The organism is Jatrophihabitans sp. (assembly GCF_036000465.1).
Taxonomy (GTDB): domain Bacteria; phylum Actinomycetota; class Actinomycetes; order Mycobacteriales; family Jatrophihabitantaceae; genus Jatrophihabitans.
Map to the genome: position 1 here is coordinate 26,349 of NZ_DASYFV010000038.1, position 21,923 is coordinate 48,271.

Here is a 21,923-nt window from a genome sequence, read left to right on the forward strand (position 1 = left end):
AACGCGCGAAGGCCCGTCCGATCGTCGGACGGGCCTTCGCGCTGCCGTGGGACTACGCCGAGGTGGAGGTGCCGGCCGACTGCAGCGCCTCGCAGGCCTCGACGACCCGCTTGGCCATGCCCTGCTCGGCCAGCTTGAGGTAGGAGCGGGGGTCGTAGGCCTTCTTGTTGCCGACCTCGCCGTCGACCTTCAGCACGCCGTCGTAGTTGGTGAACATGTGGCCGACGATCTCGCGGGTGAACGCGTACTGGGTGTCGGTGTCGACGTTCATCTTCACGACGCCGTAGCTGACCGCCTCGCGGATCTCCTCCAGCTCGGAGCCGGACCCGCCGTGGAACACGAGGTCGAACGGCTTGTCCTTACCGAACTTCTGGCCGACCTCGTCCTGGATCTCCTTGAGGATCTCCGGACGCAGCTTCACCGAGCCCGGCTTGTACGAGCCGTGCACGTTGCCGAACGTCGCGGCCAGGATGTAGCGGCCCTTCTCGCCCAGGCCGAGCTTCTCGGCGGTGAGCAGCGCGTCGCCCGGGGTCGTGTAGAGCTTCTCGTTGTCGTCACCGCCGTGGACGCCGTCCTCCTCGCCACCCACGACCCCGATCTCGAGCTCGAGGACGATCCGCGCCTTGGCCGCCTTCTCGAGCAGCTCGGCGGCGATGTCGAGGTTCTCCTCGAGCTCGATGGCCGAACCGTCCCACATGTGCGACTGGAACAGCGGCGCGTCACCCGCGTCGACCCGTTCCTGCGAGATGGCGATGAGCGGGCGGACGTAACCGTCGAGCTTCTCCTTCTGGCAGTGGTCGGTGTGCAGCGCGACGTGGATGTCGTACTTGGCCGCCACGACATGCGCGAACTCGGCGAGCGCGACGGCGCCGGTGACCATGTCCTTGACCGAGGTGCCGGAGGCGAACTCGGCGCCGCCGGTGGAGATCTGCACGATGCCGTCGCTGCCCGCGTCGGCGAAGCCCTTCAGCGCGGCGTTGACCGTCTCCGACGAGGTGCAGTTGATCGCCGGGTAGGCGAAGCCGCCACTCTTGGCGCGGTCGAGCATGTCGGCGTAGATCTCGGGGGTGGCGATCGGCATCCGGAACTCCTCAGGTGATCTGTGACGTCGACCCGCAGTATCTCCTACGCCGTGATGCCGGGGTGATCGATGCGGAGATGACGGCCTGGCTGGACGCCGGCCTGGCCACCGCGGGCCGCACCCGACGCGGCACGCTCGAGACCTTCCGCGAAGCGCCCGCGGGCCTCGACCCGCCGGGCCGACACCGATGCCGGGACCGTCCGGCTCAAGGAGAACTGACACCATGCCGAGCGCGGATAGGCCACTGAGAACCGACGTCCGTAGAGTTCGGCACCATGCTGCTCGCGAACCCCCTCAGCCCGGACACCCTCCTGTCGGGTTCCGGGGCCCTGCTGATCCTGGCCGTCATCCTGTTCGCCGAGACCGGCCTGCTGATCGGCTTCTTCCTGCCCGGCGACACGCTGCTGTTCGCCGCCGGCATCGGCCTCGCGACCGGGCAGATCACGACCTCGCTCGGCGCGTTCCTCGTCGTCGCCCCGATCGCGGCGGTCCTCGGCAACCTGGTCGGCTACGCGATCGGTTACCGCGCCGGCCCGGTTGTCTTCGACCGCCCGAACTCCCGGCTGTTCCGGCCCGAGTACGTCACCCGCGCGCACGCCTTCTACGAGCGGTTCGGTTCGTGGACGGTCATCCTCGGCCGCTTCGTGCCGATCGTGCGCACGTTCGCGACCGTGATGGCCGGCGTCGGCCGCATGCGCTTCGCGGTGTACGCGATCTACAGCGCGATCGGCGGCATCCTGTGGGCCGACGGCGTGATCCTGCTCGGCCACCAGCTCGGCAAGATCAAGTTCGTCCAGGACAACAAGGGCAAGATCGACTACCTGGTGGTCGTCGTGGTCGTGTTGTCGCTGCTGCCGGTCGTCATCCACTGGCTGCGCGGCCACCGCCGCACCGAGGGCTGATCAGCCGGGCTTGGTCGCGCAGTACTGCTTCAGGCTGTCCGGCGGGTCGAAGTGGTAGCCGAAGAAGCTGAAGTTGCAGTCGCGCTTGTCGATCTTGTTCTCGATCGAGGTGCGCTGCTGCCACACGAGCACGCCGAGCACGACCACGACGAGCAGGACGATGATCCGTCCGATGATCGCCGTGATGAGCAGGCTCGCGAGGATGCCGAGCACCACCAGCACGACAATAACGCCCACGCCGATCTTGGTGATGTCACCGGCATTCAGTGCAAGGTCTGCGCTCATGCGTCGGAACGATAGCCTCGACCCGTGACTTCTGACGGTAAGGCCGGCCTCGGCACACCGCCCGGCCTCGCGCCGGGCACGCTCCGGGTGGTGGCTCTCGGCGGCATCAAGGAAATCGGTCGCAACATGACCGTCTTCGAGTACTCCTCCGACGGCCGCGGCAGCCGGCTGCTCATCGTCGACTGCGGCATGCTGCTCGGCAAGACGAACTCGCCGGGCGTCGACGTCACGCTGCCCGACTGGTCGCACTTCGCCGACCGGCTGGGCGACATCGACGCCGTCGTGCTGACCCACGGCCACGAGGACCACATCGGCGCGCTGCCCTACCTGCTGCGCGAGCGCAAGGACATCCCGGTCATCGGCTCGCGGCTGACGCTCGCGCTCGTGGCGGCCAAGATGGAGCAGCACCGCCTCAAGCCCGACCTGCACACGGTCGTCGAGGGCGAGCGGGTCGAGACCGGCCCGTGGGATCTCGAGTTCTTCGCGGTCAACCACTCCATCCCGGACGCGCTCGCGGTGGCCATCCGCATCGGCGGCCAGACGGTGCTGCACACCGGCGACTTCAAGATGGACCAGACGCCGCTCGACGGCCGGCTCACCGACCTGCCGGGCTTCTCGCGGCTGGGTGACGAGGGCGTCGACCTGCTGCTGTCGGACTCGACCAACGCCGAGGTCGGCGGGTTCATCCCGTCCGAGCGGCAGGTGGGCACGGTCGTCACCGACGTCATCCACAAGGCGCCGGGCCGCATCATCGTGGCCTGCTTCGCCTCCCACGTGCACCGCGTCCAGCAGGTGCTCGACGCCGCGGTCGAGTCGGGCCGCCAGGTGGCACTCGTCGGGCGCTCGATGGTGCGCAACATGCAGATCTCGCGCGAGCTCGGGCTGCTCACCGTCCCCGACGGGTTGATGATCGACCTGAAGATGGCCGAGGAACTGCCGTCGCGGCGGGTCCTGCTGGTCTCCACCGGCTCGCAGGGCGAGCCGCTGTCGGCGCTCTCGCGGATGGCCAACCGCTCGCACCAGACGATCCGCATCTCGGCCGACGACACGATCCTGCTGGCCTCGTCGCTGATCCCGGGCAACGAGACGTCGGTCGGGCAGGTCATCAACGGGCTGTCCCGGCTCGGCGCCACCGTCGTGCACAAGTCGACGGCGCTGGTGCACGTCTCGGGCCACGCGCCGGCGGGCGAGCTGCGCTACCTGCTCAACGCGGTGCGACCCAAGAACCTGATGCCGGTGCACGGCGAGTGGCGCCACCTGCGCGCGCACGCCGCGATCGGGCGGTCGATGGGCCTGCCGGACGAGCGGATCATGCTCGCCGAGGACGGCACGGTGGTCGATCTGGTCGGCGGCGCGGCCTCGATCGTCGGCAAGATCCCGGTCGGTTACGTCTACGTCGACGGCCTCGAGGTCGGAGACATCGGCGACTCGACCCTCAAGGACCGCCGCATCCTCGGCGAGGAGGGTTTCCTGTCGATCCTCGTCGCCGTCGACCTCGACGCGGGCAAGGTCGTCTTCGGGCCGGAGATCACCGCTCGCGGGTTCAGCGACGACCCGGGCGCTCTCGACCCGATCCGGGCCGAGCTCGTCGACGCCGTGGAGAAGGCCCTCGCCGACGGCACCCGGGACACCGACGACCTGCAGCACCTCATCCGGCGGACCGTCGGGCGCTGGGTCGACAAGGAGTACCGCCGGCGGCCGATGCTGGTGCCGATGGTTGTCGAAGTCTGAGGAGCGCAGAGTTCCAGGAGCTCGGAAATCTGAGGATTCGCGGCGCGCGTCCCTCAAGTTCTGAGGTTGCGGGTCGATCGTGATCGACGTGACCGTCCTCGAGATCGTGCTGCTCGCCGTCGCCGGCGAGTTCGGCCTGGGCGTCGCCATCGGCACGTTCCTGCGCGGCCCGCGCCGGCAACCCGTTCCGGTCCTCACGAGCAGGCGAGCGGGCCTGCTCAACGTCGAGAAGGCGCCCGCCCTGATCGAGCACTGACCGGTCGGCCGAGCCGCTCCGGCACAATGGGGACATGACCGTCAGCACGCCGCTCCAGCCCGGCCGCCTGTCGCCGCGCCGCGCCGTGCCCGCGGCGATCGCCCGGCCCCACTACGTCGGCACCTGGCCCGACACGAGAGCCGATCACGACGACCCTATGGTCAAGGACGCCGACACCATCGCCCGCATGCGCATCGCTGGTCGCATCGCCGCCGACGCGCTGGTCGAGGTCGGCCGGCACGTCGCCCCCGGCGTCACCACCGACGAGCTCGACCGCATCGGTCACGAGTTCGTGATCGCGCACGGCGCCTACCCGTCGACGCTGGGCTACAAGGACTACCCGAAGTCGCTGTGCACCAGCGTCAACGAGGTCATCTGCCACGGCATCCCCGATTCGCGCCCGCTCGGCGACGGCGACGTCGTCAAAGTCGACATCACCGCCTACATCGGCGGGGTGCACGGCGACACCTGCGCCACGTTCTACGCCGGTGACGCCGCCCCGGAGGTGCGCGACCTCGGCGAGCGCACCCGCGAGGCGATGATGCGCGGCATCAAGGCGGTCAGGCCGGGGCGCCCGATCAGCGTCATCGGCCGCGTCATCGAGTCCTACGCCAAGCGCTTCGACTACGGCGTCGTGCGCGACTACACCGGCCACGGCGTCGGCCCGAGCTTCCACACCAAACCGACGATCCTGCACTACGACGAGCCGCGCGCGACCACGCTGCTCGAGCCCGGCATGACCTTCACCATCGAGCCGATGCTGACCCTCGGCGGCTACGACTGGTTCATGTGGGACGACGACTGGACCGTGCTCACCAAGGACGGCTCGTGGGCCGCCCAGTGGGAGCACACCATCGTCGTCACCGACGACGGCGCGGAGATCCTGACCAGCCCGAGCGCGTGACGGGGGCCGGTGGTGGGGAGCATTGATCCATGAGCGAAACCAGCGCCCCGAAGGACATGCGGGAGTTCAACCGGAACCTCGTCGAGAAGTTCCGGGAGACCGGCGGCATCGGAGAACTCGGACCGGTCGACTTCGGCAGCCTCGTGCTGCTGACCACCACCGGACGCCGCAGCGGGGAGCCGCGCACCGTGCCTCTCGGGGCGGCTCGCGACGCGGGCGACGACCTGCTGCTGTTCGCCTCGAACATGGGCGCGGCCCAGGAGCCCGACTGGTGCCGAAACCTGCGCGACGACCCCCACGTCACCGTCGAGATCACCGGACTGACCTGGGAGACGGACGCGGTGATCCTGGAGGGCGCCGAGCGGGACGACGCCTACCGCCGCTGGATCGAGATGGCCCCGCACGTGGCCGCGCACGAGGAGCAGGCCGGCCGGACGATCCCGATGGTGCGCATCCCGGCCTCGTAGGACCCCGACACGTTTCGTCCGTGTCGTATCGAGCAATCTGCGGTTTGCGCGATATTCCTCGATACAGTCCGAGCGTGGATCCGGTACGCAACCCGTATGCCCCCGGCGCCGGCCAGCGCCCGCCCGAACTCGCCGGCCGGGACGCCGAGCTGACCACGTTCGACGTCATGCTCGAGCGCATCTCGCGGGGCCGGCCCGAGCGCTCGGTGGTGCTGACCGGGCTGCGCGGCGTGGGCAAGACGGTGCTGCTCAACGCCATGCGCTCAGCGGCCGTGCGGCGCGGGTGGGGCACCGGCAAACTCGAGGCGCGTCCCGACCAGACGATCCGCCGACCGCTCGCCGCCGCCCTGCACCTGGCCGTCCGCGAGCTCGCCGGGCGCAACGACGACGAGGCCGCGCACGTGCTCGGGGTCGTGAAGTCGTTCGCGCAGCGCGACTCGACGGCAGCGAAGGGCCGCCCGTGGCAGCCCGGCATCGACGTCCCGGCCGTCCCCGGCCGCGCCGACTCGGGCGACATCGAGACCGACCTCGTAGAGCTGTTCAGCGATGTCGCCGGGCTGGCCGGTGACACCGGGCACGGCGTGGCCGTCTTCATCGACGAGATGCAGGATCTCGGCCCCGACGACGTGTCCGCGCTGTGCGCCGCCTGCCACGAGATCTCGCAACAGGCCCTGCCGCTGGTCGTCGTCGGCGCCGGCCTGCCCCACCTGCCGGCGGTCCTGTCGGCGTCGAAGTCGTACTCCGAACGGCTGTTCCGCTACACCCGCATCGACCGGCTCGACCGCTCCGCCGCCGACATCGCCCTCCGCGCCCCGGCCCGCGACGAGGACGCCGACTTCACCGACGAGGCGCTCGCCGCGATGTACGAGGCCACCGGCGGCTACCCCTACTTCGTCCAGGCCTACGGCAAGGTCGCCTGGGACGGCGCGCCGCGCTCGCCCATCACCGCCGCCGACATCGCCGTCGCCGCCCCCGAGGCCGAGGCCGAGCTGGCCGTCGGCTTCTTCGGCTCGCGCTTCGAGCGCGCGACGCCGGCCGAGCGCGAGTACCTGCGGGCCATGGCCGATGTCGCCGACCCGGGCGCGGCCACCGACGCCGTGCCGACCGCCGGGGTCGCCGAGTCACTCGGCCGCCCGCCGTCGGCGCTGTCGGCCGCCCGCGACGGGCTGCTGAAGAAGGGGCTGGTCTACTCGGGCCAGCGCGGCCTGATCGCGTTCACCGTCCCGCACTTCGGCCGCTACCTGCGGGCGCAGGAAGTCTGAGCCGACACCTCCCCATCCGCCGCGGCGGATGCCGCACACTCGATGATGATGACCCTGCAGCGCGAGCGTCCCCGGGCCCAGGGGCGACGACCGTCCCACGGAAGGCGCGTGACCTTGATCGTCGGTGCCGGGCTGCTGCTGCTCGTCGCGGCGCTCGGTCTCGTCGCGCACAACCGCACCCCGGGCCGCGCGACCGCTCTCGGGGTGTCGGCGTTCTCGCCCTACCTGATGCTCGCGGCCGTGCCGGCGCTGATCGTGCTGGTCCTCGCCCGCCAGTGGTTCGGCGTCGCCGTCGCGGCGATCGTGCTCGTGCTCTGCGTCAGCACGCAGGGCCGCCTGTACCTGGCCGAGACCGGGCCGGCCGACGCCCGCCCGCTGGTCACGCTGACGGCCAACCTGCATCTCGGCGACGCGAACGCGGCCGAGCTCGTCGCGGCCGTCCGGACCCACCGCGTCGACCTGCTGGCGACCCAGGAGATGACCCCCGAGTCCGAGCAGCGGATCCTCGACGCCGGCATCCTGACCGAGCTGCCCTACCAGGCCACCGACTCGAAGCCGGGCGCCGCCGGAACGGGCCTGTGGAGCCGCTACCCGCTGAGCGCGATCGACCGGCGCAAGGACTTCTCCTTCGCCGCGGTCACCGCCTCGCTCGAGCTGCCCGGGGTGCCCCGGCCCGTCACCGTGGGTGCGTTCCACATGAACGGGCCGGTGCCGCACAGTGCCGCGTGGCAGGACGACATCCGGCACCTGCCGTCGGTGCTGCGCGAGCTCGGCCACGGCGGACCGGTCGTGGCGGCCGGCGACCTCAACGCCACGCCCGACATCGTCCAGTTCCGCGACCTGCTCGTCGACGGCTACGCCGACGCGGCCCAGCAGGCCGGCGCCGGGATGACCCTGACCTACCCGGCGGACCGCTGGTACCCGCCGCTCATCGCCATCGACCACGTGCTGACCCGCGACGCGGTGGCGACGACGGCCGACACGATCCACATCAGCGACACCGACCACCGGGCCCTGCTCGTCACGGTGCAGGTTCCGCGTACCGCCTGATCCACGCGTGCATCGCGATGCCGGCCGCGACGCCGGCGTTGATCGAACGGGTCGAGCCGTACTGCGCGATCGAGCAGACGGCGCTCGCCGCCGCGCGCGCAGCCGGGCTCAGCCCCGTCCCCTCCTGGCCGAAGAGCAGCAGCGCGTTCGCCGGCAGCTCGAACGTCTCGAGCGGCACCGCTCCGGGCAGGTTGTCGATCGCGACGATCTCGTAGCCGGCACCGGCGGCGTGGGCGACGAGGTCCTCGGGCGAGGCGACGTGGTGGATGTGCTGGTACCGGTCGGTGACCATCGCGCCGCGCCGGTTCCAGCGACGGTTGCCGACGATGATCACCTCGCGGGCGAGGAAGGCGTTGGCGGTGCGGACGACGGTGCCGATGTTGAGGTCGTGGCGCCAGTTCTCGATCGCGACGGCGAACGGGTGCCGGCGGGTGTCGAGGTCGGCGACGATCGCGTCGAGATGCCAGTAGCGGTAACGGTCGACCACGTTGCGCCGGTCGCCGTCGCGCAGCAGTTCGGGGTCGAGCCGCGGGTCGTCCGGCCAGGGTTGCGGATGCGGCCCGACGCCGACCTCGTCCTCCGACGAGTTCACACCCCGTACAGCTCGCGGTAGGCGAGCATCGCGTCCAGGTGTTCGGCGTGGGTGCCGGTCGCGCGGACGTAGGCGACGATGTCGTCGAGGGTGACGATGGCGTGGACGTCGACGCCGCGGTCGCGCTCGACCTCCTGGATCGCCGAGAGGTCGCCGGTGCCGCGCTCCTGCCGGTCGACCGACACCACGACCCCGGCGAGCGTGGCCGGCGACGCGTCGACGATGGCGAGCACCTCGCGAATCGCCGCGCCCGAGGTGATGACGTCGTCGACGATGAGCACCCGCCCGTCGAGGGGCGTGCCGACGATGGTGCCGCCCTCGCCGTGGGCCTTCGCCTCCTTGCGGTTGAACGCCCACGGGACGTCGCGGTCGTGCCGCTCGGCCAGCTGGACGGCCGCGGCCGCCGCGATCGGGATGCCCTTGTAGGCCGGCCCGAGCAGGACGTCGAACTCGAGGCCCGAGGCGACGATCGCCTCGGCGTAGTAGCGGCCGAGGCCGGCCAGGCGCGCGCCGGTGTTGAACAGACCGGCGTTGAAGAAATAGGGCGAGACGCGGCCCGACTTCAGCGTGAACTCGCCGAAGCGCAGCACCTCGTGGCCGAGCGCGAACTCGATGAACCCGCGCTTGTAGTCGGCGAGAGTCTCGCTCACATGCCCCGCCGCTTCATCACCGCGCGCAGCACCGGCCGCGGCAGGGTGCGGGCGGCACCGACCAGCGCCTTGTACTGGCGCGACGGCACCGAGACCGGCTTGCCGGCGAGGGTGTCGGCGAGGCCCTCGCGCACGACGTCGGCGGCGTCGAGCCACATGCGGTCGGGCACGTGCGACATGTCGGCCGCGGCCCGCTCGTGGAACTCGGTGTGGGTGAAGCCGGGGCAGACGGCGGTGACGGTGACGCCGGTGCCGTCGAGCTGGATGGCGAGCGCCTCGCTGAACATCGTCACCCACGCCTTCGAGGCCGCGTAGGTGGCGTTGCCACCCCGCGGCACGAACGCCGACACCGACGACACGTTGAGGATTCGCCCGCGTCCCCGGGCGGTCATGCCCGGCACCGCCGCGTGCGAGAGGCGCAGCACCGCCCGCACGTTGAGGTCGAGCTGCTGCTCCTCCTTGGCCAGGTCGGCCGTGCCGAAGAGCTGGTAGGTGCCGATGCCCGCGTTGTTCACGAGCAGGTCGATCGGTCGGGACGAGTCCTGGAGCCGGGCGGCCACGGCGGCGCAGCCCGCGTCGGTGGCGAGGTCGGCCGCCAGCACCTCGACGTCGATGCCGTGCTTCGTGCTCAGCGTGCCGCGGGTGGCTTCGAGCCGCGTGGTGTCGCGCGCGACCAGCACGAGATCGTGCGTGGACGCGAGCTGGCGCGCGAACTCGGCACCGAGCCCCGCCGTCGCCCCGGTGACGAGGGCGGTCGGCATCAGGTTCCGGTCCGGCGGGACTTGCTGGCCTTGGCCCGGGTGCGAGCGAGTTCGGCGCCCTTCGCGACGGCCTCGGAGTTCGCCCGCTGCTTGGACCGCGAGCGGTCGGGCTGGTTGGCCGGACGGGTCTCGGCCGGCTTGGTGGCCGCCGGCGGGCGCGGCTCGAAGCGCGACCGCGGGGCGGCGCCCCCGGTCGGGCGGGACGCGAACAGGCCGCGGCGCTGGGGGGCGCCGGCGGGTCGCGCCGGCTTGCTGCGGTTGAAGAACTCGACGCTCGGCCGCAGGCTCGTCAGCATCACCGCGGCGATGAACGCGAGGCCGGACACGAAGCCGGCCGCCTTGTAGAGCCCCGGCGCGTCGATGCCGACCGCGAGCAGCGAGGAGATGCCGCCCGGCGTTCCGGTGAGGGTGGAGATGACCCAGAGGCCGAGCACGGCCCAGCGGGCCCAGTAGCGCCCGCGCAGCGCGGCTCGGGCGATGATTGCCGTGGCGACGATGAGCACGACGGCCTGGATGGTCAGGCTGGTGACCGCCTTGTCGACCGCGTTCGGCAGCGTCGCGGGATCGACATGGTTCTTCTTGCCGACCAGCTTCGCGTTCGCCTTCACCGCGGTCGCGAGCAGTTCCTTCTTGCCCCCGTACAGGCTGAGCGCGGCGGCCAGCGACGCCAGCCCGGTGAGGACGAGCGCCCCGGCGGCGAGCAGGACGAGCTGGGGCGGGTTGGGCCGGGCCGACCCGGACGGCGTCCCGCCCTTGGACATGGACACGGGCGTGGTGGGCTTGTCGGTCACCGGCGCAGTGTACGTGCGACACCCAGGCGGCACAGTTCGATGGCCTACAGTCGGGCGACGTCCCGAGCCGGCCCGGAGGAACACCCATGACCACCCCGTCCGACCCCGGCGACCCCCGGGCGGAACCCGGTGTCGACCTCGGCAAGCGGGCGCCCGCGTCCTCCGATCCGACGTCCGAGGCGCCGTTCGATCCGTATCGCTTCGGCAAGCCCGAGCACCCCGTGCCGCCGGAGTACGCGCCGCCGGGCTACGTGCCCGACCCGGCCGACTACCCGGCGAGCCGCCCGGCCGGTGCCTACCCGGCCACGCCGTACCCGGCGCCGCCGCCGCAGCCCTACGGCTACCCGGGCACGCCCTACCCCGGTCCGCCGCAGCCCGGGACCCACGAGCCCTACCGGCCCTACGGGGCGCCGACCCCGCCGCCGTACCACGGCTACGTCCAGCCGCGGAGGGGCAACGGCAAGGCGATCACCGCGCTCGTGTGCGGCCTGGCCTCGATCCCGCTCTGCTTCCTCAGCGTGCTCGACGCCATCCTCATCGTCCCGGCCGTCATCTTCGGGATCATCACGCTGAGCGAGGTGAAGGCCGGCGGATCCGGCAAGGGCATGGCAATCGCCGGGCTGGCCTGCGCCGCCGTCGGGGCGGTGCTCGCCACCATCGTGACGCTCTGGTACGTGCACGCCGCGAACCAGTGCGGCGGCCTGAACCAGGGCAACTCGACGGAGTTCCAGCAGTGCCTGCGGGACCACCTCTAGGGCCGTCCCGCCCGGCGAGGGGTCAGTAGACGAAGCCCCGGTTGGCGACGACGGCGATGAAGATGATCGCCAGGACGGTGTCGATCGCGCCCAGCACCACGCCGGCGATGGCCATGCCCTTGCCCGAGGCGCCCTTGTTGGCCCGGTTGAGCCCGATACCGCCGAAGATCAGCGCCAGAGGGCCCAGGATGATGCCGAAGACGATGAGCCCGATGATGCCGCAGACGAGTCCGGCGATGGCCATGCCGTTGCCCTGCTTAGGCTGCGGGTAGCCGCCGTAGGGAGGCGGCGCGTACCCGCCCGGCTGGCCGTAGCCGTAGTCACCCTGCCCCTGCGGCGGGTTCGGGTACTGCGGCTGGTCGCCGGAATCGGGGTACGACATCAGGTCTCCTCGGGGGTTCGCATCGGCCGGTTCTGCCGGCCGGGTACCGGCCCGGCTCTGGACAACGGTGCCACGTCGGGCGGATGGCAGGCTATATCCTGCATACCCGATCGTCGCACCGGACGACGCCACGCCAGGGAGGGCACCGTGACCGACTGGGGCCACCCCGGCGGCGAGCCGACACCGGCCGACCCGTACCAGGGTCCGCCGCGCACGGCGCCGTACACGCCGCCGACCTACGGTTCGGGTCAGCCCGGCTCACCGGTCTACCCGACGGCCGGCTACCCCGCTCCCCAGCCGCCGGCCAACCCGTACGCCCAGATGCCGCCCTACGGCTACGGCTACCCGCCGGGCTACGGCCCGCAGCCGGGCGACGGCCGCCCCGGCACCACCATCGCGGCTGCCGTGCTCGGTTACGTCGGCGGCGGGCTGCTCATCCTGGCCGGCGTCCTGCTGTTCTTCGGCGCCTCGTTCGTCACCAGCATCGACAACGCCAGCGGCAACGACCACGGCGGCTTCGCCGGCCAGTTGTCCCTGCTGGGCGTCGTCAACCTGGTCGCGGCCGGCCTGCTCATCGCCGGCAGCGTCTCACTGACCGGGCGCAGCGCCCGCGGCCGCTCGATGTACTCGATCGGCGCGGCGATCGTCGTCGTCCTCTCCGTCATCTGGACGGCGTGGTGGGCCGACCGCTCCGGCGGCGGCGTCGTGGTCTACGCGCTGCTGTTCGCCGCGATCGTGATCGTCGGACTCTGCCTGGCCTGGACCCGCGCCGTCACGGCCTGGCTCGGCGGCGCGAAGCGCGCCTGAGCCTCACCCCAGCGCGAAGGGCAGCTCGAACATGAGGTGCAGCGCGATCCACACGATGCCGTCGAGCGCGGCGAGCCCGAAGGCCAGATAGGCGAACTCGAAGCTGCGACCCGACTCGCGCGCCCGCTGCCCCGCCACCGCGCCGAGGATGCCGGCGAGCAGGGCGAACAGCGCACCGAAGACCACGATCCCGATCAGCCCGACGACGACGGCGGCGACGCCCACCGGGTCGTAGCCGGTGGGGTCGTCACCGGCGTCGCCGAAGTCGCGGTGCTTGCGCACCCGCGCCCGATCCGGCGTGGGGCGCAGCATCGGCCGGGGCGCCCACAACTCGGGCTCGTTGGGCAGCCGCGGATCCTTGGGCTCGTCGCCCCACGCCGTCATGTCACAGAGCCGGCTTGGTGAGGTCGGGGCCGCCGCCACCGAGCTGCAGTCCGGAGCGGTCGGGCAGCGCGTCGACCAGCACGGTCTGGCCGTCGCGGATCTCGCCGCCGAGCAGCGCCTTGGCCAGCGCGTCGCCGATCGAAGTCTGCACCAGCCGGCGCAGCGGACGCGCCCCGTACAGCGGGTCGAACCCGTTGAGCGCGAGCCACTCCCGCGCGGCGTCGGTGACCTCGAGGGTGAGACGACGCGCCGCCAGCCGCGTGCCGAGCCCGGCCAGCTGGATGTCGACGATGCGGGCGAGATCCTCGGTGCTCAGCGAGTCGAAGATGACGATGTCGTCGAGCCGGTTGAGGAACTCGGGCTTGAAGTGCTCGCGCACGAACGCCATCACCGCATCGCGCTTCGCGGCGTCGGGCAGGTCGGTGACCAGCGCGGCCGAACCGAGGTTCGAGGTCAGGATCAGCATCGTGTTGCGGAAGTCGACGGTGCGGCCCTGCCCGTCGGTGAGGCGGCCGTCGTCGAGCACGGCGAGCAGGATGTCGAAGACGTCTGGGTGAGCCTTCTCGACCTCGTCCAGCAGCACAACGGTGTACGGACGACGCCGCACCGCCTCGGTCAGTTGGCCGCCCTCGTCGTAGCCGACGTAGCCGGGCGGGGCGCCGACGAGGCGGGCCACCGAGTGCTTCTCGGAATACTCGCTCATGTCGATGCGCACCATCGCGCGCTCGTCGTCGAACAGGAAGTTGGCGAGCGCCTTGGCCAGCTCGGTCTTGCCGACCCCGGTCGGACCGAGGAACAGGAACGAGCCGGTCGGGCGGTCGGGGTCGCTGATGCCGGCCCGCGCGCGGCGCACGGCGTCGGACACCGACTGCACGGCGGCCTTCTGGCCGATGACCCGGCGGCCCAGCTCGTCCTCCATGCGCAGCAGCTTCGCGGTCTCGCCCTCGAGCATGCGGCCGGCCGGGATGCCCGTCCAGGCCGACACGACCTCGGCGATGTCGTCGGCGGTCACCTGCTCCTTGACCAGCACGTCCTCGGACGGGATCTGGTTCTCGGCCTCGGTCGCGGTCGCGAGTTCGCGCTCGAGCGCGGGCAGCTCGCCGTACTGCAGGCGGGACGCGGTCTCGAGGTCGCCGTCGCGCTGGGCCCGCTCGATCTGGCCCTGCAGCTCGTCGATGCGCTCCTTGAGCTCGCCGACCCGGTTCAGGCCCGACTTCTCGCGCTCCCACCGCGCGTTCAGCGCGTCGAGCTGCTCGGTGAGGTCGGCCATCTCGGCCCGCAGCTTGGCCAGCCGCTCGGCCGAGGCCTCGTCCGTCTCCTCGGCGAGCGAGAACTCCTCCATCTTCAGGCGGTTGACCGAGCGCTTGAGCTCGTCGATCTCGATGGGGCTCGAGTCGATCTGCATGCGCAGCCGCGAGGCCGCCTCGTCGACGAGGTCGATCGCCTTGTCGGGCAGGAAGCGTGAGGTGATGTAGCGGTCGGACAGCGTCGCCGCGGCGACCAGCGCACCGTCGCTGATGTCGACGTGGTGGTGGGCCTCGTACTTGCCGTTGAGGCCGCGCAGGATCGCGATGGTGTCCTCGACCGACGGTTCGGCGACGAGCACCTGCTGGAAGCGGCGCTCGAGGGCGGGGTCCTTCTCGATGTGCTCGCGGAACTCGTCGAGGGTCGTCGCGCCGACCATGCGCAGCTCGCCCCGGGCGAGCATCGGCTTGAGCATGTTGGAGGCGTCCATGGCGCCCTCGCCGGTCGCGCCGGCGCCGACGACGGTGTGCAGCTCGTCGATGAAGGTGATGACCTGCCCGCCGGAGTCCTTGATCTCGGTGAGGACGGCCTTGAGCCGCTCCTCGAACTCGCCACGGAACTTCGACCCGGCGATCATCGAGCCCAGGTCCAGCGCGATCAGCTTCTTCCCGCGTAGGCTCTCCGGCACGTCGCCGTCGACGATGCGTTGCGCGAGCCCCTCGACGACGGCGGTCTTGCCGACACCGGGCTCGCCGATCAGCACCGGGTTGTTCTTCGTGCGGCGTGAGAGCACCTGCACCACGCGTCGGATCTCGGCGTCGCGGCCAATGACCGGGTCGATCTTGCCCTCGCGGGCGGCCGCGGTGAGGTCGTTGCCGTACTTCTCCAGCGCCTGGAAGGTGCCTTCGGGATCAGGGGTCGTGACGTGCTGGGAGCCGCGCACCGACTCGAGCGCGCTCGACAGTGCCGGCGGGGTGGCCCCGACGTGGCGGAGCACCTCGGCGACGTCGGAGGCGACGCTCGGATCGGCCAGCGCGAGCAGCAGATGTTCGGCCGAGACGTACTCGTCGGACCGCGAACGCGCCTCGCGCTCGGCGGCCCCGAGCAGGGCGAGCAGGTTGCGTGACGTCTGGGGGGCGGCGACCGACGCACCCGATGCGGACGGCAGCTTGTCGACCAGGCGGGCCACGTCGGCCCGCACACTCAGCGGATCGGCGCCGATCGCCTGAAGCAGCGGGCGTGTCAGCGTCTCCTTGTCGTCGAGCAGCGCCACCGCGAGGTGGGCCGGCTCGACCGCCGGATTGCCGCGCTCGGCCGCCGCCTTCACTGCGCTCGACACCGCCTGCTGGCTGCGCGTGGTCATGTCCATGCTCGTCACTATCTCCCTTCGCCCGGCCCGTGTCTCCGGGTCCTATGGGCCTAACGGGGCAAGACTTGAGTCTGTTCCGCTCAACTCTGGGAGAACCGGTCAGCGGCGACGGCGGCCGGGCTGGGGCTGCCAGACGACGAGCGCGGTGCCGGGGCCGCGGCGCGAGGCGAGCTCGTTGCGGGCCTCGGTGAGCTCGTCGACGAGCTCGCTGACCCTGGCCCGCAGCGCGTCGACGTGCGACTCGAGCTCGATGATGCGCTTGATGCCGGCGAGGTTCACGCCCTCGTCCTGCGAGAGGCGCTGCACCTCGCGCAGCAGCGCGACGTCGCGGGCGGAGTAGCGGCGCCCGCCGCCGCCGGTGCGACCCGGGGTCACCAGGCCGAGCCGGTCGTACTGGCGCAGGGTCTGGGCGTGCATGCCGGCGAGCTGCGCCGCCACCGATATGACGAAGACGGGCGCGTCGTCGGGCAGCTCGCCCGGGTGCATGCGGCGGTCAGGCATGGCCATCGCTCCTCACCGGGGCGGCGAGCGCGGCCGTGATCTGCGGCCGGGGGTCGGCGTGCTGCGTGGCGGCGTACTTCTCCAGGGCGTCGCGGGCGTCGTCGTCGAGCGCCGGCGGCACCGCGACCTCGACGGTGACGAGCAGGTCGCCGGTGCTGCCCTTGCGCGCGACCCCGCGGCCGCGTACCCGCAGGGTGCGACCCGACGGCGTGCCCGGCGCGACCTTCAGCGCCACGCTGCCGTCGAGCGTCGGCACGCGCAGGGTGGTGCCGAGCGCGGCCTCGGTGAACGTGATCGGAACGGTCAGGGTGAGGTCGTCGCCGGTGCGGCCGAACAGCTTGTGCGGGCCGACGTGCACCGTGACGAACAGGTCGCCGGCCGGGGCGCCCTGGCTGCCCGGCGTGCCCTTGCCCGCGACGCGGATCTTCGCGCCGTCGCGGATGCCCGACGGGATGCGCACCGTGATGGTGCGGGTCTGCGTGCTCGCGCCGCTGCCGTGGCACTCGGGGCACGGGTCGTCGATGAACTGGCCGGTGCCGCGGCAGTCCCGGCACGGCTCGCTGAAGCCGAACGCCCCCTGGTTGCGGCTGACGTAGCCACTGCCGCTGCAGATCGTGCAGCGCCGTGGCACGGTGCCGGGCTTGGAGCCGAGGCCGCCGCAGGTGCGGCAGGTGCCCGGGGAGGACAGTCGCAGCGGCAGCGTCGTGCCGTGCGCGGCCTCGGCGAACTCGAGGGTGACGTCGGCATTGACGTCCTTGCCCCGCTGCGGCCCCGCGGCGCCCGAGCGGCGCCCGGAACCCGCCCCGAACAGGCCGTCGAAGAGGTCACCGAGACCGCTCTGGTTGCTGCCGAACAGGTCGGACATGTCGAAGTTGCCGCCGGCGCCGCCGCTACCGCGCGGGAAGCCGCTGAACGGGCCGCTGCTGCCGCCACCGGCGAACAGCGTGCGGGCCTCGTCGTACTCCTTGCGCTTCGCCGGGTCGGACAGCACACCGTAGGCCTCGGAGACCTCCTTGAACCTGGCTTCAGCTTTCGCGTCGCCCGGGTTCTTGTCGGGGTGCAGATCGCGGGCGAGCTTGCGGTAGACCTTCTTGATCTCCGCGGCCGGTGCGTCCTTGGCGACGCCGAGGGCCTTGTAGTAGTCCTTCTCGATGTAGTCCTTGGTGCTCATGGTCTCGGGTCACCTCGCTCTCGGCTGGTTGCGTTGGGTGGATGGACCCGCATACCCGTCCTCGGAAGGACGGCTTAAAAACCGGGCCGTCCTTCGCTGCGGGCGGGCATACGGGTCCATCCCTTACTTCCCTTGCGTTGGGTCCGCTGTGGTGCGGTCTTCATCTTCGTGCGGTTGGGCGGGGGATTGCTGGGAGTCGGCTTGCGCTGGTCCCTCACCTTCCACCCCGCCGCCGTTTGCTGCCGCTCTTTCCGTCGGGTCGCTCACGCCGACCATGGCGGGGCGGAGGAGGCGGTCCTTGTGGCGGTAGCCGACTCGCATGATGGTGGTGCAGGTGGGCTCGGTGACGTCGTCGCTCTCGTCGTGCAGGACGGCTTCGTGGATCGACGGGTCGAAGGGGTCGCCGACCTCACCGAAGGCGGTGAGGCCGAGCTTGGCGAAGACGCCGTCGAGGGTGTCGGCGACCGCCTTGAGGCCACCGGTGAGATCACCGTGGGCGCGGGCGCGGTCGAGGTCGTCGATCACCGGGAGCAGGTCGTTGAGCGTGCGCCCGACTGCGAGGTCACCCGCGGCCAGGCGGTCGCGCTCGGCCCGCTTACGGTAGTTCGCGTACTCGGCCTGCACGCGCTGCAGGTCGCGGGTGCGCTCGTCGTAGAGCGCAGCCTCGACCATCGGCACCTGGCCCTCGGCCGCCGGCTCGTGCAACTCGGCGGAATCCGCCGCCCCGGGCGAGGACGCCGCAGCGTCCTCACCCGAGGTGGTCCTGCGGACCTCGCCCGTCTCCGGGTCGATCTTGCGCTTGTCGCGACTCACGAAACCCGTGGGCTCGTCGTCGGTCACTTGCTCTCCTCGCCCGGGCCCTCGTCCACGACCTCGGCGTCGACGACGGTGTCGTCGGCCGGTTCGGACTTGGTGAAGTTCGGACCCGCACCCTCGGCACCCGGCGCGCCCTCGCCCGCGGCCTGCGCGGCGGCGTACATGGCCCCGCCGGCCTCGGAGGCGATCGAGCCCACCTTCTCCTGCGCGGCCTTGATGGCCTCGTAGTCGGCGCCCTCGAGCGTCTTCGCGAGCTCCTCGACCGCGGTCTGCAGCTCGGTCCGCTTGTCCTCGGGCAGCTTGTCACCGTTCTCGGCCAGGAACTTCTCCGTGGTGAACTGCAGGCCCTCGGCGGTGTTGCGGATCTCGGCCTCGTCGCGCCGCTTCTTGTCCTCCTCCGCGTGCGCCTCGGCGTCCTTCATCATGCGGTCGATCTCGTCCTTGGACAGGCCCGAACCACCGGTGATGGTCATGCCCTGTTCCTTGTTGGTGGCGAGATCCTTCGCCGACACGTGGACGATGCCGTTCGCGTCGATGTCGAAGGTGACCTCGATCTGCGGGACGCCGCGGGGCGCCGGCGGCAGGCCGGTCAGCTCGAACATGCCGAGCTTCTTGTTGTAGGCCGCGATCTCACGCTCGCCCTGGAAGACCTGGATCTGCACGCTGCCCTGGTTGTCGTCGGCGGTCGTGAAGATCTCCGAACGCTTCGTCGGGATGGTCGTGTTGCGCTCGATGAGCCGCGTCATGACGCCGCCCTTGGTCTCGATGCCGAGCGACAGGGGGGTGACGTCGAGCAGGAGGACGTCCTTCACCTCGCCCTTGAGCACACCGGCCTGCAGCGCGGCGCCGACGGCGACGACCTCGTCCGGGTTGACGCCCTTGTTCGGCTCCTTGCCGCCGGTCAGCTCCTTGACCAGTTCGCTGACGGCCGGCATGCGGGTCGAGCCGCCGACGAGGACGACGTGGTCGATCTGGCTCAGGCTGATCCCGGCGTCCTTGATGACGTTGCGGAACGGCTCCTTGGTGCGCTCGAGGAGATCCCCGGTGATCTTCTGGAACTCGGCGCGCGAGAGCGTCTCGTCCAGGAACAGCGGGTTCTTCTCGGCGTCCTGGGTGATGTAGGGCAGGTTGATGCCGGTCGACTGCGAGCTCGACAGCTCGATCTTCGCCTTCTCGGCCGCCTCGCGCAGGCGCTGCATGGCCATCTTGTCCTTGGTCAGGTCGATGCCGTGCCCGCTCTTGAACTTGTCGACCAGCCAGTCGACGATGCGCTGGTCCCAGTCGTCGCCGCCGAGGTGGTTGTCGCCGTTGGTGGCCTTCACCTCGATGACGCCGTCACCGATCTCGAGCAGCGACACGTCGAAGGTGCCACCACCGAGGTCGAAGACGAGGATCGTCTGCTCCTTCTCGCCCTTGTCCAGACCGTAGGCGAGCGCGGCCGCGGTGGGCTCGTTGACGATGCGCAGGACGTTGAGACCAGCGATCGTGCCGGCCTCCTTGGTGGCCTGGCGCTGCGCGTCGTTGAAGTAGGCGGGGACGGTGATGACAGCGTCGGTGATGTCCTCACCCAGGTAGGCCTCGGCGTCGCGCTTCAGCTTCTGCAGCACGCGCGCGCTGATCTCCTGGGGGGTGTAGTCCTTGCCGTCGATCTTCACCGACCAGTTGCCCTCGCCGATGTGGCGCTTCACCGAACGGATCGTGCGATCGACGTTGGTGACGGCCTGGCGCTTGGCGACCTCGCCGACGAGGACCTCGCCGTTCTTCGCGAACGCCACGACGCTGGGCGTGGTGCGCGAGCCCTCGGCGTTGGCGATGACTTCCGGCTCGCCGCCGCTCAGGACGGAAACGGCCGAGTTGGTGGTGCCGAGGTCGATGCCGACCGCTCGTGCCATGGTGTGGTGCTCCTTCTCGTCTGGATGGTGCTGCAGGTTCTGGGGTTCTACCGGCGCTTCCGATAGTGCTCAGCGCGCGGCGCCATGTCAAAAGAACTGAGCCCGGTACGCTCAACTTCCCGGATGCGACGTGACACGGGTCACGTCGGGGTGGATCAGCGGAGCAGGCCGCCGAGGCTGCCGCGCAGCGTGAAGGTGCCGGCCCGCGTGGTGGTCAGCGTGGTCCAGCCGGTGCCGTCGTCGACGACCGACGCGGCGTCGACGGCGGCGTCCACGGTGCGCTGCGGTGCGGTCGGGGAGGGCACCTGCAGTGCCGCCGACAGGAACTTCGAATACCGCACCCGCACGTTCACCGAGCACGCACACGGCATCGTCACCGTCATCGTGGACTGGGTGTGTCCGGCGATGCGTCCGGGCGACCCGACGATCGGGGTCGGGTCGGCCACCCGGAACAGCTCCCAGTCGGCGTTGGCCCAGATGCGGTGCAGATAGGTCGCGGCGTGCTCGGTGACCAGCGTGTACTCGGGATAGCTCCCACCGCCGACGTGGCTGGTCGGCAGCGCAACGTAGCCGACCGCGTTGTTGTCCAGCCAGACCTTGTAGGTCGTCGGGTCGAGCGGATCCTTCTGCAGCGCCGCGTTGAGGTGGATGTCCTCCTGCGTCTCCCAGCCGCGTGCGAGCGAAGCGTGGCTGAGCAGGGCGTCGTAACCCGCGTGGGCACCGTGGTTGACGACCTCGACCCGGTAGTTCTCCAGGTTCGGGATCCGGTCGAGCCGGCCGGCCAACGAGGTGTAGTAGTCGACCGAGGACACCGGCCGCTCGGCGTTGCGCAGGTCGGTGACGGTGCCGCTGGCGCCGACCAGGATCAGGGGCAGGACGGCCAGCGTGAGCAGGCGCCGCGACGCCCGGCCGACGGCCATGACCACCACCGGCAGGCAGAACCACACGAACCGCGAGAAGTTCGAGCCCATGCCGTTCGGCACCGCGAACAGGGCGAGGCAGGTGATCAACGAGATCCAGAGCGTGGTGCGGATGTGATCGGGCGGGCGCGCCGCGACGATCAGCAGGAGGAGCGACGCCACCAGCTCGAGCAGCAGCGTCCCCGAGAACGGTTCGGGACCGGGGGCGCCGAACAGCAGCCCGACGCCGCCGATCGCGACGACGGCCGTGCCCACCGCCCAACCGATGATCGGCCGGTAGGCGCGCGTGCGGGTGCACAGGAACGTGCCGGTGAGCCCGACCGCGATGAACGCCCCCGACACCGGCGAGGCCATGATGCTCAGCAGCGTGAACCCCACGGTGCGCCAGCGCTGCTTGCGGCGTACCGCGATGACCGCCGCGACGGCCAGCGCCGAGCCGAGCAGGAACGGGATGCGCCCGCTCCACAGGTTCGTCGACACCACGAACGCGGCGACGAAGGACGCGGCCCGCGGGTGCCTCGTGCCGCGCACGGCGACGACGCAGAGCACCGTCGCGGCGACGGCGGCGAGCGCGCCGACCAGCTCGGTGCCGATCCACGAGCACAGGTACGGGGTGACGACCGAGTAGTTGCCCGGCGTCGAGCCGCCGCCGAACCAGCCGAACCAGTAGAAGAGGCCGACCCCGTTCGACACGGCGGAGGCCCGCGCCCGCGCGGCCCACAGATCGTTGACGTCGGGCCGGATGACGAAGAAGGCGACCGCGTTCGCCACGGCGAACAGCACGGGCGGGAGGGTCCACGCCGGGACGCGGGGCCGCGGCCGGACGATCGGCGGCGCGGACCGCAGATCCGGGACGGACGCGAGCGTGGTCATCGCCGTTCATGGTCCCACAGCGAGGCCGCCGCAGCCCCCGGAATTCAGGGGCTGCACGGGTCGACGGGTCCGGACC

At 71.1% G+C, this 21,923-nt stretch carries 23 protein-coding genes; 9 read left to right on the forward strand and 14 right to left on the reverse strand.

Features of this window, described 5'->3' with window-relative positions:
* Positions 1-52: 52 nt before the first annotated feature.
* Entirely contained in the window at positions 53-1,081 is a 1,029-nt protein-coding gene (gene fbaA, locus VGN18_RS13045) for a class II fructose-bisphosphate aldolase (RefSeq protein WP_327540129.1), read from the reverse strand.
* 275 nt (positions 1,082-1,356) lie between these two features.
* On the opposite strand from fbaA, the gene VGN18_RS13050 reads away from it, so the two are divergent.
* Positions 1,357-1,983 (forward strand): DedA family protein, encoded by a 627-nt coding sequence (locus tag VGN18_RS13050; RefSeq protein WP_327540130.1) that lies wholly within the window; start codon positions 1,357-1,359, stop codon positions 1,981-1,983.
* On the opposite strand, the gene VGN18_RS13055 is transcribed toward VGN18_RS13050, so the two are convergent.
* Positions 1,984-2,268: a hypothetical protein gene (locus tag VGN18_RS13055; RefSeq protein WP_327540131.1), complete on the reverse strand. Its 285-nt coding sequence runs from the start codon at positions 2,266-2,268 to the stop codon at positions 1,984-1,986.
* Positions 2,269-2,292: 24 nt separating this feature from the next.
* On the opposite strand from VGN18_RS13055, the gene VGN18_RS13060 reads away from it, so the two are divergent.
* The 6 genes from VGN18_RS13060 (at position 2,293) to VGN18_RS13085 (ending at position 7,938) form a co-directional block, all read left to right on the forward strand.
* Entirely contained in the window at positions 2,293-3,999 is a 1,707-nt protein-coding gene (locus VGN18_RS13060) for a ribonuclease J (RefSeq protein ID WP_327540132.1), read from the forward strand.
* Positions 4,000-4,078: 79 nt separating this feature from the next.
* Positions 4,079-4,255 carry a hypothetical protein gene (locus VGN18_RS13065; RefSeq protein WP_327540133.1) on the forward strand — a complete coding sequence of 59 codons (177 nt, stop codon included), beginning with the start codon at positions 4,079-4,081 and terminating at the stop codon, positions 4,253-4,255.
* A gap of 34 nt (positions 4,256-4,289) precedes the next feature.
* Positions 4,290-5,159: a type I methionyl aminopeptidase gene (map, locus tag VGN18_RS13070; protein ID WP_327540134.1), complete on the forward strand. Its 870-nt coding sequence runs from the start codon at positions 4,290-4,292 to the stop codon at positions 5,157-5,159.
* Between the two features lie 29 nt (positions 5,160-5,188).
* The gene (locus VGN18_RS13075; RefSeq protein WP_327540135.1) at positions 5,189-5,626 is read left to right on the forward strand and encodes a nitroreductase/quinone reductase family protein; all 438 of its coding nucleotides are present in this window, start codon (positions 5,189-5,191) and stop codon (positions 5,624-5,626) included.
* Positions 5,627-5,700: 74 nt separating this feature from the next.
* Entirely contained in the window at positions 5,701-6,888 is a 1,188-nt protein-coding gene (locus VGN18_RS13080; protein ID WP_327540136.1) for an ATP-binding protein, read from the forward strand.
* 108 nt (positions 6,889-6,996) lie between these two features.
* A complete protein-coding gene (locus tag VGN18_RS13085) occupies positions 6,997-7,938 on the forward strand; it encodes an endonuclease/exonuclease/phosphatase family protein (RefSeq protein WP_327540137.1) in 942 nt (313 codons plus the stop codon).
* Here VGN18_RS13085 and VGN18_RS13090 read toward each other — a convergent pair.
* From VGN18_RS13090 to VGN18_RS13105, 4 genes are read right to left on the reverse strand one after another with little or no spacing between them, the layout of a single operon-like run.
* Positions 7,910-8,530, reverse strand: a complete 621-nt coding sequence (locus VGN18_RS13090) for a TrmH family RNA methyltransferase (protein ID WP_327540138.1) — start codon at positions 8,528-8,530, stop codon at positions 7,910-7,912. The two genes, VGN18_RS13085 and VGN18_RS13090, sit on opposite strands and share 29 nt — an antisense overlap.
* Positions 8,527-9,180, reverse strand: coding sequence for an orotate phosphoribosyltransferase (pyrE, locus tag VGN18_RS13095; protein ID WP_327540139.1), 654 nt, complete (start codon positions 9,178-9,180; stop codon positions 8,527-8,529). The genes VGN18_RS13090 and pyrE overlap by 4 nt, the downstream gene beginning before the upstream one ends.
* On the reverse strand, positions 9,177-9,941 hold the full coding sequence (locus VGN18_RS13100) for an SDR family oxidoreductase (RefSeq protein ID WP_327540140.1): 765 nt from the start codon (positions 9,939-9,941) through the stop codon (positions 9,177-9,179). Before VGN18_RS13100 ends, pyrE begins: the two co-directional genes overlap by 4 nt.
* Positions 9,941-10,732, reverse strand: a complete 792-nt coding sequence (locus VGN18_RS13105; protein ID WP_327540141.1) for a hypothetical protein — start codon at positions 10,730-10,732, stop codon at positions 9,941-9,943. Before VGN18_RS13105 ends, VGN18_RS13100 begins: the two co-directional genes overlap by 1 nt.
* A gap of 86 nt (positions 10,733-10,818) precedes the next feature.
* Here VGN18_RS13105 and VGN18_RS13110 point away from each other — a divergent pair, with 86 nt between their 5' ends.
* Positions 10,819-11,487, forward strand: coding sequence for a DUF4190 domain-containing protein (locus VGN18_RS13110; protein WP_327540142.1), 669 nt, complete (start codon positions 10,819-10,821; stop codon positions 11,485-11,487).
* Between the two features lie 22 nt (positions 11,488-11,509).
* Here VGN18_RS13110 and VGN18_RS13115 read toward each other — a convergent pair whose 3' ends face one another.
* Entirely contained in the window at positions 11,510-11,869 is a 360-nt protein-coding gene (locus VGN18_RS13115) for a DUF4190 domain-containing protein (protein WP_327540143.1), read from the reverse strand.
* A 147-nt stretch (positions 11,870-12,016) separates the two neighbouring features.
* Between VGN18_RS13115 and VGN18_RS13120 the strand changes: the two genes are divergently transcribed.
* The gene (locus VGN18_RS13120) at positions 12,017-12,676 is read left to right on the forward strand and encodes a hypothetical protein (RefSeq protein ID WP_327540144.1); all 660 of its coding nucleotides are present in this window, start codon (positions 12,017-12,019) and stop codon (positions 12,674-12,676) included.
* A 3-nt stretch (positions 12,677-12,679) separates the two neighbouring features.
* On the opposite strand, the gene VGN18_RS13125 is transcribed toward VGN18_RS13120, so the two are convergent.
* From VGN18_RS13125 to VGN18_RS13155, 7 genes are all read right to left on the reverse strand, one after another.
* On the reverse strand, positions 12,680-13,060 hold the full coding sequence (locus VGN18_RS13125) for a hypothetical protein (RefSeq protein WP_327540145.1): 381 nt from the start codon (positions 13,058-13,060) through the stop codon (positions 12,680-12,682).
* A gap of 1 nt (position 13,061) precedes the next feature.
* Entirely contained in the window at positions 13,062-15,674 is a 2,613-nt protein-coding gene (gene clpB / locus VGN18_RS13130; protein ID WP_349259903.1) for an ATP-dependent chaperone ClpB, read from the reverse strand.
* A 99-nt stretch (positions 15,675-15,773) separates the two neighbouring features.
* Positions 15,774-16,181 (reverse strand): heat shock protein transcriptional repressor HspR, encoded by a 408-nt coding sequence (locus VGN18_RS13135; RefSeq protein ID WP_349259904.1) that lies wholly within the window; start codon positions 16,179-16,181, stop codon positions 15,774-15,776.
* A complete protein-coding gene (gene dnaJ, locus VGN18_RS13140; RefSeq protein WP_327540148.1) occupies positions 16,168-17,346 on the reverse strand; it encodes a molecular chaperone DnaJ in 1,179 nt (392 codons plus the stop codon). Before dnaJ ends, VGN18_RS13135 begins: the two co-directional genes overlap by 14 nt.
* A 123-nt stretch (positions 17,347-17,469) precedes the next feature.
* Positions 17,470-18,186 carry a nucleotide exchange factor GrpE gene (gene grpE / locus VGN18_RS13145; protein ID WP_327540149.1) on the reverse strand — a complete coding sequence of 239 codons (717 nt, stop codon included), beginning with the start codon at positions 18,184-18,186 and terminating at the stop codon, positions 17,470-17,472.
* Positions 18,183-20,054, reverse strand: a complete 1,872-nt coding sequence (gene dnaK, locus VGN18_RS13150; RefSeq protein ID WP_327540150.1) for a molecular chaperone DnaK — start codon at positions 20,052-20,054, stop codon at positions 18,183-18,185. Before dnaK ends, grpE begins: the two co-directional genes overlap by 4 nt.
* A 155-nt stretch (positions 20,055-20,209) precedes the next feature.
* Positions 20,210-21,847: a hypothetical protein gene (locus VGN18_RS13155; RefSeq protein ID WP_327540151.1), complete on the reverse strand. Its 1,638-nt coding sequence runs from the start codon at positions 21,845-21,847 to the stop codon at positions 20,210-20,212.
* Positions 21,848-21,923 lie beyond the last annotated feature (76 nt).